Raw genomic sequence first — 14,630 nt, forward strand, 5'->3', positions numbered from 1 at the left:
GGCAGAAAGCCTAATTTTAGAGCCTCGACGAACGAGGTCATTTCCTAGGACGGTTAAACGAAGACCTCAGAGATACGCCAGGAATAAAAAATGCCAGTAAGCTTAACTTACCGGCATTAGAGCCTAACGGCTCTCTTCTTTTTACCTATATTTTCCTCAACCTAAAATTTTACAAGTTTTAAACTGAAAAATTAAGATGTACTGTCGAATTATTCACATAAAAGCAGCTCTCTTATATCTTTAAACGAAATATTTTCCAATAGGTGAAGTCTGAAAAAATAAGAAAACCGCTGCTCTACACCACCAACTTAGACTGAAGTCTATCTAGGTAAATCTGTATCTAAATGGTAAAAGAAAATCAGTATTACTATCAATGAAAGCCCCACTGCTCACACATCCTGAGATATACTTAACATCGATAAGAAATTGAAACTCCGTAACGACGGAAAAAACACACACGTGAAAAAATAATCTAACTCTAAGAAGCTGGCTCCAAATTAATTAAAAGGAGAAGTGGAGATTTTCTTTTCTCTCTTACAAATAGTTAAAATAAATAGCCAATTCAAAAAAATGTCCCTTTTCCCTAATTAAAGCTTTAATCAAGATCATTAATGCATATTTCTTTATTTTATATAATCTATAGGCTGCATGCTCTTTTCCAGCTGCGGGCCCAAGATCCAATGCTTCAGAGGAACATTGTCACAAGCTTACTGTACAAAAGATAATAACATATCTTTGTAAAGGTTATGTGCCAACTCATAGATTGATGGCTAGATATACCGAACAACCATTTTCAACCTCTGGATAAAAAAGCCAAAGAATTTAATAATAATTATTAGAAAGTTAAAGGATTGCATTAAAAACCTTATAATTAAACATGCCTAAACCTTCTTCCATCAAAACACCACCCTAGCGTTAACATTTACAAGCCAACCATTAACACGGGCATTGCTTTGTGGTACAAACTATTAACACCCAGTAATTAAATAAGGGTGATGATGATAAATTAAAGGATTAAGGACTAAACATGAACTTCCATAAAACAGTAATTTCTTCAGTTGTTGGCGCAGCTCTAGCCAGTGCTGCACCAAGTGTATTTAGTAATGATTTAAATGGAGCCCAGACTTATAAATCATTTGATGATGCTCAAGTTACTCATCAACAGAAAAAAATAACTGATGCTCCAACATTAAGTGGCATGAGTAATCAGTATGATGCGCAATTAGGTAAAACAACTTTTCAATGGGCGGGTAAGAATCAGTCCAGCCCTAGCTTAGGTGCTATCTCTTTAGAAAATAAAGTTTCGTATGCCGCTGATTTTTACTTGGGGCAATTAACAGGAGTGTCATCTTCTAAGAAGGGTATTGCTCAACCCGTTTTAGTCAATACTCATGATTTAGGTCGTGGTCCAATTATAGCTAAATATAAGCAAGAAATTTCAGGTGTTGAAGTGTTCAATCGTGAGTTTAATATCATGATGGATCGCAACTTTAACCTTGTTGCATCGTCAGGTTATTTAGCTTCTCAAAGAACAGCAAAATCAGTATCTTCAGCAATAAAAAATCTTGAAAGTGCATTTGGCGATGCCTCAGAATCGATAAATACTGCATTTAGTGCAATGGGGGGAGATAAGAGCTCAGTTAAGTTGAGCATTAAACCTTCAAACGGAAAATATGAAAAGTTTGCAGTCACTAATACCGCTACAAGTAAAATGTTGGTTGGTGAACCTAGAGCTAAGAAAGTTTTTTTCGAACATAAGAATAAACTAGTTGCGGCTCATTATGTTGAGATTGAAACTGGTGCAGTAGACAGTCTTGAATCGGAATATTTTAGTTATGTGATTTCGGCTAAAACTGGTGAGATACTTTTTAAGAAAGATTTGACTAGCCATGCTGCTGATTTTAATTACCGTATCTATGCTGATGCAGATGGAAAGCCTTGGGATAGTCCTCATGGCAATGTTATGCCAGCTCCAGCAGGAAGTGATGTAGACGCATACTTAACTGCTCCCTACTTAGATGCTGAAATGGTCACTTTAAGTCATGGTCCGATAAGTACAATGGATCCTTGGTTGGCTGACGATGCAACTTCAACCAAAGGCAATAACGTAACTGCCTATGTTGATGCAATTGCACCACAAGGATTAACTAATGGTGATTATCTTGCTGAAACAACAAGCAGTAATACATTCGATTACCAATATGACGATAGTGAAGCAGAGTATTCAATAAACAATCGTAAAGCAGCAATTGTTAACCTTTTCCTAATGAATAACTATTTACATGATGATTATTATGATCATGGTTTCGATGAGTCATCTGGTAATGCGCAAGCATTGAACTTTGATCGTGGTGGCGAAGAAGGTGATGCGCTTAATGTAGAAGTTCAAGATAACTCAGGCTTTAACAATGCCAATATGAGTACACCTGCAGATGGTGGCTCACCACGTATGCAGATGTATTTATGGGAAACAACTCAAGCTGTAAATGGTGTTGATTTCGGTGTAACGGCGACATCTCATACCTCTATCGGCATGCTGGCAGACCTAGGCTTTGCAGGTTTTGGTCCAGATGTATTCGAAATATCTGGAGATTTAGTTCGTTTTGTTGATGCTACAGCTCCAATTAACGATGGCTGTGAAGCAGCTACAAATGCTGCTTCCTTAGCAGGAAAAATAGCTGTTATTGACCGTGGGGCCTGCGCCTTTACTCAAAAAGTTAAGAATGCTCAAGATGCAGGAGCTATAGCTGTTATTGTTGCGAATAATAGAGATGGTGATGCAACGATTACTATGGGAGGAGATGATGAAACTATCACTATCCCAAGTATGATGATTTCTCAAAATGAAGGTACTGCAATTTATGCGCTATTAGATGCTGCTGAAACAGTTACCGTTAATATGTTCAAAAATGATCTATCAAGAGTATTTAAAGATAGTTCTTGGGATAACGCTATTGTTGCTCATGAGTGGGGACACTATATCAGTAACCGGTTAGTAGGTAATGGCTCAGGACTTAGCAGTAATCAAGCCCGTTCTATGGGTGAAGGTTTTGGTGATTTCCATGCTCTATTATTTGGCTCCGATTCAACAGACAATTTAGTGACTGGTAACGAAAATTACGCTGGTGGCTATGGAGATACAACTTACGTACGTAGTTTTGTAAATGGGATTCGTCAATTTCCATATTCAACTAACATGGATATTAACCCGTCTACATTTGCTTATGTTGAAAGCAATCCACAAGTACATGGCTCAGGTTCGGTCTACGCAGTTATGTTATGGGATGCATTTGTCGGCTTAGTTAATGATGAACGACATACATTCGATGAAGCTAAAGAACTGATGAAAGGTTATTTAGTTGCTGGTTATAAGATGATGCCTATGGCACCAACTTTCACTGAGGGTCGAGATGCGTTACTAGCGGCAGCCTATGCAAATGATGAAGCTGATTATAAAGTAATTCTAGGTGCATTTGCTCGTCGTGGTATGGGTCTCGGCGCTAAATCACCAAGTCGTTTCTCAACAAATCATGCGGGAGTTGTTGAGTCATACAAAACTGACCTATCAACCTATACAGTAGCTGACCATGAGTTAAACACTAACTATGAAGGAACTACCGTTGGTTATTGTTCTAACGATAATATCCTAGATAAAGGTGAAACTGGAGCGGTTAGTTTTACCATTCAAAATGGCGGTAATCAGGCATTAACAGGCCTCACAGGAACAATCGTTGCAGAGAGAGGACACGATGTAACATTTGCTAATGATGGTAAAGTCACATTTGAGGATATTGCGCTATTTGGTTCAGCAACAAGCTCTCCTGTTGAGTTTACACTCAATGATGCGGGTACTGGCGATGAGCTAAAGCTTAAGTTTGTACCTGAGCTAGCTGAAGGTATGGAAGCCGATGAGTATATGTTGTCTACAACGGTTAACGTGGACTTTAAAACACGTGAATTAGTTGGAACAACTCAGTATGAAGATTTAAATACACTTTCTAGATTGAATGATTTTACTGAAAACGTTCTCGCTGGTGGTGATATGGCCAAAGGTACCTTTGGCTTAGATCAATGGGATGCTGCGGATGGCCTGATCTCTGCGACGGGCAATAGCTTTACATCTGATGTTGCCTATGAAACACGTCCTACCTCAGTTGGCTTTGATGGTGATTTTACAATCAGCTTCTGGCATCTTTACAACCTAGAGACAGGCTATGACGGTGCAGTTGTTGAAGTCAGCGTCAATAACGGTGACTGGGTTGATGTTACCGCTATGGGAGCAACGTTTACTGGTGACGGATATACAGATACAGGGCTTGATGATACTGAAGCTGCTATCTCTGGTCGTGCAACATTCTCAGGATTCAAGCACGGTGCAGAAACAATTAGCTTTGGCGAGACTTTAAATGGTAACCAAGTCCAGTTCCGTTTCCGAGTTGCTACTGACTCTGCAGTGGTACCTGATCCAGTATCCGGTTTCCCTTCTGGTTGGTATATTGATGACATTACGTTCACAAATACGCAAACAAGTCTTTTCTCAGATGTTGTCGCAGGTGATACATATGCATGTGATAACCGTTTACCAAGTGTAACAACTGTCGCAAGTGCTGAGAGTGTTAAAGAAGGTGAAGCAGTAACGTTAACTGCTACCGCTGTCGATGCAAACGAAGCTGACACATTAACTTATATGTGGAAGCAAACTTCAGGAACTGAAGCAACTTTAACTGGCGCTGATACAGCAACTGCCAGTTTTTCAGCTCCTTTAGTTTCAGCTGATGAAACACTTGAATTTACCGTAACGGTAAACGATGGAACTGCTGATGTCGTATCTAGTGTGAGTGTTACTGTAACCGATATACCTGCAGTCGTTACTCCGCCAGCACCGGATAGATCATCTGGTGGTTCTACAGGCTTATTAACTTTATTACTGCTTCCGCTAGCGCTTCTTCGCCGTCGTAAGTAGTCGCTTAAACGTTAAACAAAAAAGAGTCATAACCGCAAGGTTATGACTCTTTTTATTATCCGTTTTTTCTCTTTTTATTTTATAAAATCAATTTAATACTTAATACTCTAACGCACCTGAAGGCCCACTAAAGTCTATCTCGATTTCAACTCGTGTAAAATTAGCATTTTTGAGTAAATCGGAATAAAGAGCATATAAACCATCTTGAGTGTCTAGCGGTGTTAATCGATAGGTCTCTTTAGCAATTTTATCGACTTGATATCCTAAAGGTAATTGAGCTATTTTCTTTGTGATAATGACAAAACTCCCTTTTAAAACACCAACTTCTGACATTGCAGGGCTAGAAACAGGGCTACCTTTAACTAATAAATCAGTATTAGATGTAAATTTCTGACCATTTAATTTATAGCTGTGAGTTTTATTAAGACTAGGACTATCTTTGACCACTACAAGATCCTTGCTCTTGCTTATGCTCTTAGGCTCTTGAACAACACTCATAGAAGTGCTGGTTTCGACAGGCATAGCATTTGGATTTTGAATGTCGTCAACTTTATCGCTTGAGCAGGCTGTCGTTAATAATAGTAAGCTAGTTAATATCGTTTTATTCATAAAAAAACCTATGTTCTGTCGATACAATCAACGTAAAAATGAACATAATCGTAACATTTATACGATGTTAATGTCTTCTCGTTAAGCTACCTCAATCAAATCTCGAACACATTCGTCATCACCTTATAAAGCTCTGTTCCTTGATAAACCGATGCTGAAGCAAAGTGCAGTATGGGAACACAGTCTTGTTGTAGCTTTAGCGATGTTAAGGCCTTTTCACTGCCATAAAGATCCAGTCGCAGGATATTCACCAAAGGTTTTCCTGCTGGTAATGGTTCGCCGACTTCTGCCAAATACTCCACCATACCACCAAGGGGAGAATGGTATTTCTTATAATCTTTAAGATAACAAGCATAACGTGGCATCTTTTCGGGTTTAACCTTCTCCGCGATAACCCCTCTTTCACTCAGATAAGCCAAAATGCCCTTTGCATCAACTTCGGCGTCTTCAAGGTGTATATTTTCTTGCGAACCCAACTCAAGCGTAAACGCCGAAACAGGAATAGGCATATCGCGGCCTTTGGACTTTATATACTCACTGAGTTGCCACCAGGGATAGAAAACCGATTCATCCATTGCTCCACCAAAATCATTGGGGATCAACAAGGTATAAGGAATAGAAAAGTAACTTGCTGCATTGGCATCATACTCAGGACAGTAAAGGTGTTTACAAGACTTAGGTCCAGTATGCAGATCTATCACAATATCGGCCCGATGCGCCATTGACTGCAGAATAACCGCTTGTTGGTGACCTGTTGTTATCCCCCACTCGCTGTTTAGACGTTGCTGACAAAATTCAAGTAAACTTGATCTAAAAGCAGCGATAAGCTCCCCATCTGATAGTGCCAAATGTTCCTGATACCAAGCTGCTATATCAATGTTATGATCCAGATATTCGCGATTCCAGTTAACGCCAGTAATGGGATCAAATCGGCCCAGCGTAAATTCACCGCTTTTTTGATTTATCCCCAGTGGATTGGCCAAAGGTACTAAGGTTATGTCGCCACATAAAGTATAGCCCTCAAGCAGCTGCATAAGCTGATAGATAACGGCGTTTCCCTGAACTTCAGCGCCATGAACATTTGCCTGAATATACACACTAGGCGCGCTGACATTCTCAGCCTTAATACTGAAAATAGGCAAAGTGAGGTCTTGGCCGGTAGCCAGTTCACCAATTTTCAATGACGCTTGGGAAACACGCATTATCTATCCTTAATTTTTCACTGATGTAGTGAGTTCTTATGCTTCAAACAGGTTTTTATGGAGCGCTTTCACCACTTGAGCCGCTTCCGACTCAGCAACCAGTACACACAAGTTATGCGGACTGGCCCCTTGGCATATCATTCTGACATTATGGGGTTCGAGCACTTCAAACACACGGCGACAAACACCAGGCGTAGTGGCAATTCTATTGCCTATGATGGCGACCAAAGCCAAATCATCCTCGACTCTCACTCTGCAATGCTGAGACAACTCTTGCAGTAGCGGCTCGCTCAATAAACCATTGCCCGCCGAATCAGAACCGGTTTTATCCAAGGTCAGTGAGACGTTAACCTCTGAGGTAGTGATCAAATCAACACTGATCTTATGCCGTGCAAGTGTGGCAAATGTCTCGGCAAGGAAACCTTGTGCATGCAACATCTGCAAACTGTGGAGGTTGAGCAAGGTCTGATCTCGACGCACTGCAACCGCTCTGTAAACGGGCACATCTTCAACTTGATGACGTATCCAAGTGCCACCACGATCAGGCTCCCAACTGGACCCCACAAACACCTGAATTTTTTGTCTTACCGCAGGCAAAATAGTTGCTGGGTGCAACACTTTAGCGCCAAAAGTGGCCATTTCAGCCGCTTCATTAAAACTGATCTCAGGAATAGGAGACGCCTTCGGGGCCAGACGAGGATCCGTGGTGTAGATACCAGCCACGTCAGTCCAAATCTCAACCGACGTTGCTTTTAAGGCTTCAGCTAATAGTGCTGCAGAATAATCACTCCCGCCTCGACCTAATGTAGTCGTAGCACCAAGTTCATCAGCCCCAATGAAACCTTGAGTGACGATTCGTTGTGAAATCAACAATGGAGCTAAATGCTCAGCGGTAAGCGCTGCAACAGTTTCAATTTGTGGCTCAGCACGTCCAAAATGACTATCTGTGCGCATCACTTGCCTTACATCAAATGCACTCGCCGCTTCACCTTTTTCCCTAAGCACTGCGGCAAAAAGCGCTGATGAACATTGCTCGCCTTGGGCCAACAAGTCATCCATTGTTGCTTTAGTTCTATTACCGCTTAAGGATTCACTTAAAGTTGAAATACGGCTTAACACCGCATCCAGACGAGCAGCAACCTCTTGGGGATTACCAAGTTCATCTAAAATCAGGTATTGAATATGTGCAATGTCTTTAATGAGCTGGCTTCTACGCTCATTGGTTGTTTGCTCTTGAGTCAATTCAACTAATAGGTTTGTCACGCCACTAGATGCACTGACCACCACAACTCGGGTATTAGGATTATTGATAATAATGTCGGCACAGCGGCTCATCGCTGAGTAATCAGCAACCGAGGTACCACCAAATTTAGCCACATTTAAAGACATGATGTGCCTCCACGACAAAGCAGACACTGAGAAGAAAAACAAGTTTGAACAATTAACATGATCACGCTCCGAACTAACTACGTTCGAAGAGCCTGGTGCAAAGATTACGCATCCTATAGAAGGGAAACAGACATCACCACCAGAAGCTCTCCACCAATAAAAGGTGACAATCTATGGGATTCAGCCCATTCGACCAATATTGAGTCATTCCAAAAAACTGCAATATCTCGGCGTTAACCTCCCTCATAAGCCATCATCAAAGTTTGGACTTTTCAGACTTACTACCTAGTTAACGCTCCTCTTCTGTACCTCACCTCTACCTATTATTTAAACAGTAGAAATAAGGAAATAGAAAATATCAAATTTAACGTCAATATGCCAACGATTAAAAAATATATAGTAGATGACTAATCGTCAGACAAAATCTGGAAGCTCGCTGACTTGTTTTACTCTTGTGGAAAAGTGACCAATATTTTGTGCTAAATATTGCGAGGTGGAAAGAAGACAAGGGATCAATTGTAAGGTGTCATCTTCAATAAAATAGATAGCATTTTGCTCGAACGTGTATCCCAAACACACAGCAGAATCTTTGTCGATAGACACCGCCCAGCTCTTTTCCATGTGACTATAATCCAATGATGTTGCCATCATGGCACGGTAGGGTTGCCTTAATCGTTCAATCTCATGTTGCAGCTTTCTATCAAGTAGGCGATTTTGGCAAGTTGTCAGTATCTCTCCTTTTGGATTATGTGCAGTAATAATTGCGAAGGAAAGATCAGAAGATAGGGGTTGAGTAAATAGAAATTGCACGTCTTGATAACACTGCCAAAGAAGATTATTAGACTGGTTCATATGCATCATATCCACCGATTAGATTCGAAATATTATAGCAAACTAAATTAATCTTCCTAGAGGCGTGATACACATCACATAAGTGTTTTTTACCACTAACAATAAAATCAATACGTTAGATAAAGTTATGTGACCGAGATCATATCCGTAAGTAAATTTGTTAACATTTCATTTGTTAACAAATGCCTAAAACGAGTACAATAGCTTCACTTGGTTCTTTGAACAAAGTTAAAAAACGGACACTTTTTTGTTAGATTGCTATCTAACACCGACCAAAAAGTTAGCCAATTTTTTGTACAAAATGTGAGCTAGACTGCATTTCACATTTTTACTTCATTTTGTTTAATATTTTGGGGAACTAAATTCCTCTCTTGTTAATCGAAGTGAAGACAGTTCGCGTTTCTATTAAATGAGATACGCATACTTTACCATCATGGAAGTGTGTTGCTGTTTCAGTCCAGATTTAAAAGCACTTACTCGATCGGTAAAATCAAGATGACGAATCTGAGCGTTACGTATTCTGTGCGTTCATGATTAGAACTGAATTGAACAAACTTAGGTAAATTAATATGCAAAATCCGCACATTCTGATCGTAGAAGATGAAGCCGTTACCCGAAACACGCTAAGAAGTATTTTCGAGGCCGAAGGATATGTGGTAACTGAAGCCAATGATGGCGCAGAAATGCATAAAGCCATGCAGGAAAATAAGATTAACCTAGTTGTTATGGATATTAATCTTCCTGGTAAAAACGGTCTTTTGTTAGCACGTGAGCTTCGTGAAATAAACAATATCGGTCTAATCTTCCTAACGGGCCGAGATAACGAAGTTGACAAAATTTTGGGTCTTGAAATCGGCGCTGATGATTATATCACTAAGCCATTCAACCCACGTGAACTAACCATTCGTGCTCGTAACTTATTAACTCGCGTTAATAGCACTGGTAATGAATCTGAAGAGAAAAGTGCTGTTGAGTACTATCGCTTCAATGGTTGGAGCCTAGAGATCAACAGTCGTTCTTTGGTTAGCCCACAAGGTGAATCATACAAGCTGCCACGTAGTGAATTCCGCGCTATGCTGCACTTTGTTGAGAACCCAGGTAAGATTTTAAGCCGTGCTGATCTTCTTATGAAGATGACTGGCCGTGAACTTAAGCCACATGACCGTACAGTAGACGTAACAATTCGTCGTATCCGTAAGCACTTCGAAAGCTTGCCTGATACGCCTGAAATTATCGCAACTATTCACGGTGAAGGTTACCGTTTCTGCGGTAATTTAGAAGAAGCATAATAAGATAAAGCTAGCGCTTATATCTTTGCTTTAAAAAGCCAGTCTAATGACTGGCTTTTTTATGTCTGACCATAAATGTTCCTGACATTTATTGGCATTTCCTCCATCCCTGGAGGTCAGAACACTTATGTAAATTTACCATGGATGGATATAAATTTACTTTGTGTCTGACCATAAATGTTCCTGACATTTATTGGCATTTCCTCCACAGACCCATAGGGATATGGGAAATGTCTTTAAAGCGTATGGAACGCTTAAGACCCTGGAGGTCAGAACACTTATGTAAATTTACCATGGATGGATATATATTTACTTTGCGTCTAAAATCCGTTGGTAAACGTAAACTGTAAACCGATCACTTCAACTCTCTGTTGAGGAAATCAGCCAACGAACGGTATAGGTGAGTTCTTACTTTTTCACCGCGCATCGAATGCTTAGACCCCGGATAATCTATCATCTGGAACAACTTGCCTTCATCTTGAAGTGCTTTGTAGACCTTAGTGCTGTTCTCAAATAGTACGTTATCGTCCGCCATCCCATGATACATCAACAAACCCGACTGATAGTTCTTCACATAGGGAAACACACTGCTGGCTTCATAACCTTTGGCATTCTTTTCAGGATGATTCAAATAACGCTCGGTATAGTGAGTGTCATATAACGCCCAATCAGTCACTGGTGCCCCAGAAATGGCAGCCTTAAAATAATCAGGTGCTTTAAAGAGTCCCATTAGCGCCATGTATCCGCCATAACTGTGACCATAGAGCGCAATATTATCACCGTCCACATAAGGTAACGTTCTCAAGTGATCAACACCGGCTTTTTGATCGTTAACTTCGGCTTCACCAAGATGCTGATAGATCACATGTTCAAACTGAGTGCCTCGATGAGCCGAACCACGGTTATCCAGCTGGAACACCATAAAGCCCTGCTGTAGCAAGTATTGGGTAAAGTAATCACTCTCACTCCAACTGTTCACTACTAGTTGAGCATGGGGGCCACCGTATACCCGAACTACAACCGGATACTTGTTCTCTTCATTGAAATTGGTTGGTTTAAACAGGCGATATTGTAATGCTTGTCCATCCTCAGCTTTAATCTGGCCAAACTCAGGAACCTGCCACAGACCCAGGTACGCATTTAGAGGGTGACTATTGTCGACTTCATTCTGTTCAACCCAAGCTAAATGTTGCCCTTTGTCTCCATGAAGACTCACTTGTGGTGGCTGAACTAAACTACTGAAATAATCCAGATACACCGCCTGATTATCGGCAAAGACAACTGAGTGCATACCACGGCGCTGACTCACTGTTTGCACTTCGCCGCCCGCCAATGGCACTCGGTAAAGGTGTTGCTCTACGACGGTATCCTTACGGCCCGTAAAATAGATCCACCCAGCCTTCTCATCGACAAATTCAACCCCATCAACCACCCAGCTTCCCGATGTGAGTTGGCTTGATGTTTTACCGTCTAAGCCCATTAAATACAGGTGATTAAAGCCATCACGCTCAGACGCCCAAATGAAACTATCTTGTTGCTTTAAAAAGTGCAGATCGTCATTAAGGTTAATCCAAGCTTCACTTCGCTCTTCAACTAGGTTTTTAGCACTGTCTGTTTTATCAATATCGACCATTCTCAGGTCGAGAGTCTGTTGGTCGCGGCTCTGCCATTGGTAAGATAACCGCTTACTGTCTGGCAACCACTGCACACGAGGAAGATAGATATCTTGCTCTTTACCCAGATCAACCCAAGCCACCTTACTGTCGCTAAGTGTCACGATACCCAAAGCGACCTTGACGTTATTTTTGCCTGCGTAAGGATAACGCTGCTCGGTCAGCTTAATGCCATCGGCGTAGATCTCATTACGCGTCACCAGCTCAACACCTGACTCATCAATACGGGTATAAGCGATAGCGGTTTCATCCGGAGACCACCAATAGCCAGTCATGCGGCCCATCTCTTCTTGAGCGACAAACTCGGCCATGGCATTTTTAATCGCCCCGCCGCCATCTGTGGTCATAGCCGTTAGCTTCATGCCATCCAAGCTCAGCACAAACAGGTTTTGATCGCGTACAAAAGAGACATACTTACCTTTAGGTGAAAGGCGCGCATCGGTAGCAAACCCCTCTCCAGTAGGCAGCAATGTCACCTTGTTATCGCTTAGCGAATAGTAATACAGCACGCCAGATGCTGGAATTAACAGTGCTTGGCTATCGTCAGACCAGAAATACTCCATGATCCCTTCACCAAATATACGCTGGCGCTCACGTCTCGCTTTCTCTTCATCAGAAAGCTCACCTATAGTCAGCTTATCTGCATCAAGCAAGATTGCTTGCTTACCCGATGCCACATCCATCTGCCACAGATCATAAAAATGTTGATTGTCTTTACGTCCCGCTAAATAGGTGACACGTTTGCCGTCTGGAGAGAGTTTCAATCCACGCGGGCTAGTCCCTGCCAGAGCGGGTGAGGCGTACATGCGTTCAATCGACAGCGGCGTCTTACCCGCAGCCGATAATACGGCCTGTGTATTGCTATCCACAATGCCTTGATTCACTTGGGCTTGGCTTAGTTGTGTATTCACTGATTGAGATGCTGATGCGGGGGGTGTAAGTAACATAGGTACCGCCATTAGGGCTGAAGTGATCCATCTTGTTGTCATTATAACTTCCTAACGCTTATTGTTTTTATTCTGTAATCCACTTTGCTGCCATCGACAACCTACTGAAAAGGTGTGACAACGGGGATACACTGCGAACATCATTGTGCCTAAAGTTGGATAAAATAGAAACTATCAATTATTCAATAAAATTCAGCACTAAGAGGCTTAACAACGCTGAAAAAAGGTTCAATTTCAGGTATCATGCGCACAATAAAAAGACCTGCCCTCAAGCAATAATTGAAACTGTCATAGGAAATAACATGCAAACCTTGGCTCAAAATCTGACTTCGCAAGGGGTAAACGCCTCTCTGACTCAGCTTATTCATACGTTAGCGAACACCTCAAAAGAGATTAGCCACGCCGTACGCCATGGCGCACTAGCTGGAGTACTCGGTGCAACTGAGCAGGAAAACGTTCAAGGCGAGACCCAAAAGAAGCTCGACGTTATCACCAACGACATGCTCAAAGATGCCCTAAAATCTGACAATACTGTTCGCGGTTTAGCATCAGAAGAGGAAGATTATATTGTTGAAGCTGGTGAAAAAGGTGACTATTTAGTTTGCTTCGATCCACTGGACGGTTCATCAAATATTGATATCAACTCATTAGTCGGCACGATATTCTCAATACTGCCAGCCCCAAGCGGTGAGCTATCAGAAAAGAGTTTCTTGCAAGCGGGCCGCAAACAGGTTGCTGCTGGTTACGTATTATATGGTCCTTCAACCATGTTGGCCTTAACCACAGGTAAAGGTGTTCAGCTATTCACCCTTAATCCTGAAACCAATGAATTCTTACTGACGACCGAAGCGATGAGCATCACTAAAGACACCGGTGAATTTGCAATCAACATGTCTAACCAGCGTTTCTGGGAAGCACCAATGCAAACTTACATCAGTGATCTGCTCCTTGGCACTATTGGCCCGCGTGAAAAAGCCTTTAACATGCGTTGGATTGCCGCCATGGTCGGCGATGTTCACCGTGTATTATCTCGTGGCGGTATCTTCACTTACCCTACTGATAATAAGAATCCACAGAAGCCATACAAGCTAAGACTCATGTATGAAGCTAACCCAATGTCATTCCTCGTTGAACAAGCTGGCGGTAAAGCATCGACAGGCTATGAGAACATCATGGATATCGAGCCAAGCGAGATCCATCAGCGTGTAGCTGTGATCTTAGGGTCGGCAAACGAAGTCGATGCGTGTCTTGAGTATCACGGTTTAGATTACAGCGAAGAACCAAATATTTAAGCTTCAATCGCTAAGCTGACGATCTCTTCTTTATAAGAAAGCGCAATCCGATGTCATTAGGGTTGCGCTTTTTTTATTACTTTTTCGCAGTTATTGCTGACTTGCCTGATAGCAAGTTTCAAGTCTCTTTTTAAGATGGGTTCATTGGGCGGAATTGGTATTTGATGGTTGATTGTCAACCATAGCCACAATTTCAATCTATTGCTTGCAGCATGCCTTATGTGCAGATACTCCTGTGAGACGACGCAAGTACAATCCCTGTAGTCTCTACGATGACATCCATGTCATCGAAGCTCACAGGCGCATCTACACCTGAGTGTTAACCTCTTCGATTTTAAATTTACTTGTCACGCTGTTTTGAGCATAACTGAGTTAGGGCATTAGCTATATATTTAGAACACTATCTAACACAGT

8 protein-coding genes and 1 riboswitch are annotated in these 14,630 nt (G+C 41.6%); of the genes, 3 read left to right on the forward strand and 5 right to left on the reverse strand.

What is annotated here, in order from left to right; genetic code table 11:
- The first annotated feature begins 1,027 nt into the window (after positions 1–1,027).
- Positions 1,028–4,963 (forward strand): rhombosortase-dependent M36 family metallopeptidase, encoded by a 3,936-nt coding sequence (locus tag FN961_RS08275; protein WP_143564086.1) that lies wholly within the window; start codon positions 1,028–1,030, stop codon positions 4,961–4,963.
- Between the two features lie 99 nt (positions 4,964–5,062).
- Here the strand turns inward: FN961_RS08275 and FN961_RS08280 are convergent, their stop codons facing one another.
- From FN961_RS08280 to FN961_RS08295, 4 genes are all read right to left on the reverse strand, one after another.
- On the reverse strand, positions 5,063–5,572 hold the full coding sequence (locus FN961_RS08280; protein ID WP_143564087.1) for a hypothetical protein: 510 nt from the start codon (positions 5,570–5,572) through the stop codon (positions 5,063–5,065).
- Positions 5,573–5,667: 95 nt separating this feature from the next.
- Positions 5,668–6,774, reverse strand: coding sequence for a succinylglutamate desuccinylase/aspartoacylase family protein (locus FN961_RS08285; RefSeq protein WP_143564088.1), 1,107 nt, complete (start codon positions 6,772–6,774; stop codon positions 5,668–5,670).
- 36 nt (positions 6,775–6,810) lie between these two features.
- Positions 6,811–8,163 (reverse strand): lysine-sensitive aspartokinase 3, encoded by a 1,353-nt coding sequence (gene lysC / locus FN961_RS08290; protein ID WP_143564089.1) that lies wholly within the window; start codon positions 8,161–8,163, stop codon positions 6,811–6,813.
- 135 nt (positions 8,164–8,298) lie between these two features.
- Positions 8,299–8,474: riboswitch (Lysine riboswitch) on the reverse strand.
- Positions 8,475–8,577: 103 nt separating this feature from the next.
- The gene (locus FN961_RS08295) at positions 8,578–9,015 is read right to left on the reverse strand and encodes a DUF3293 domain-containing protein (protein ID WP_143564090.1); all 438 of its coding nucleotides are present in this window, start codon (positions 9,013–9,015) and stop codon (positions 8,578–8,580) included.
- Between the two features lie 569 nt (positions 9,016–9,584).
- Between FN961_RS08295 and arcA the strand changes: the two genes are divergently transcribed.
- On the forward strand, positions 9,585–10,304 hold the full coding sequence (gene arcA / locus FN961_RS08300; RefSeq protein ID WP_143564091.1) for a two-component system response regulator ArcA: 720 nt from the start codon (positions 9,585–9,587) through the stop codon (positions 10,302–10,304).
- Positions 10,305–10,659: 355 nt separating this feature from the next.
- Here arcA and FN961_RS08305 read toward each other — a convergent pair whose 3' ends face one another.
- Positions 10,660–12,966 (reverse strand): S9 family peptidase, encoded by a 2,307-nt coding sequence (locus FN961_RS08305; RefSeq protein ID WP_143564092.1) that lies wholly within the window; start codon positions 12,964–12,966, stop codon positions 10,660–10,662.
- Between the two features lie 260 nt (positions 12,967–13,226).
- Here FN961_RS08305 and FN961_RS08310 point away from each other — a divergent pair, with 260 nt between their 5' ends.
- Positions 13,227–14,216: a class 1 fructose-bisphosphatase gene (locus tag FN961_RS08310; RefSeq protein WP_143564093.1), complete on the forward strand. Its 990-nt coding sequence runs from the start codon at positions 13,227–13,229 to the stop codon at positions 14,214–14,216.
- Positions 14,217–14,630: the final 414 nt, after the last annotated feature.

It is taken from the genome of Shewanella hanedai (genome assembly GCF_007197645.1).
Classification (GTDB): Bacteria; Pseudomonadota; Gammaproteobacteria; order Enterobacterales; family Shewanellaceae; genus Shewanella; species Shewanella hanedai.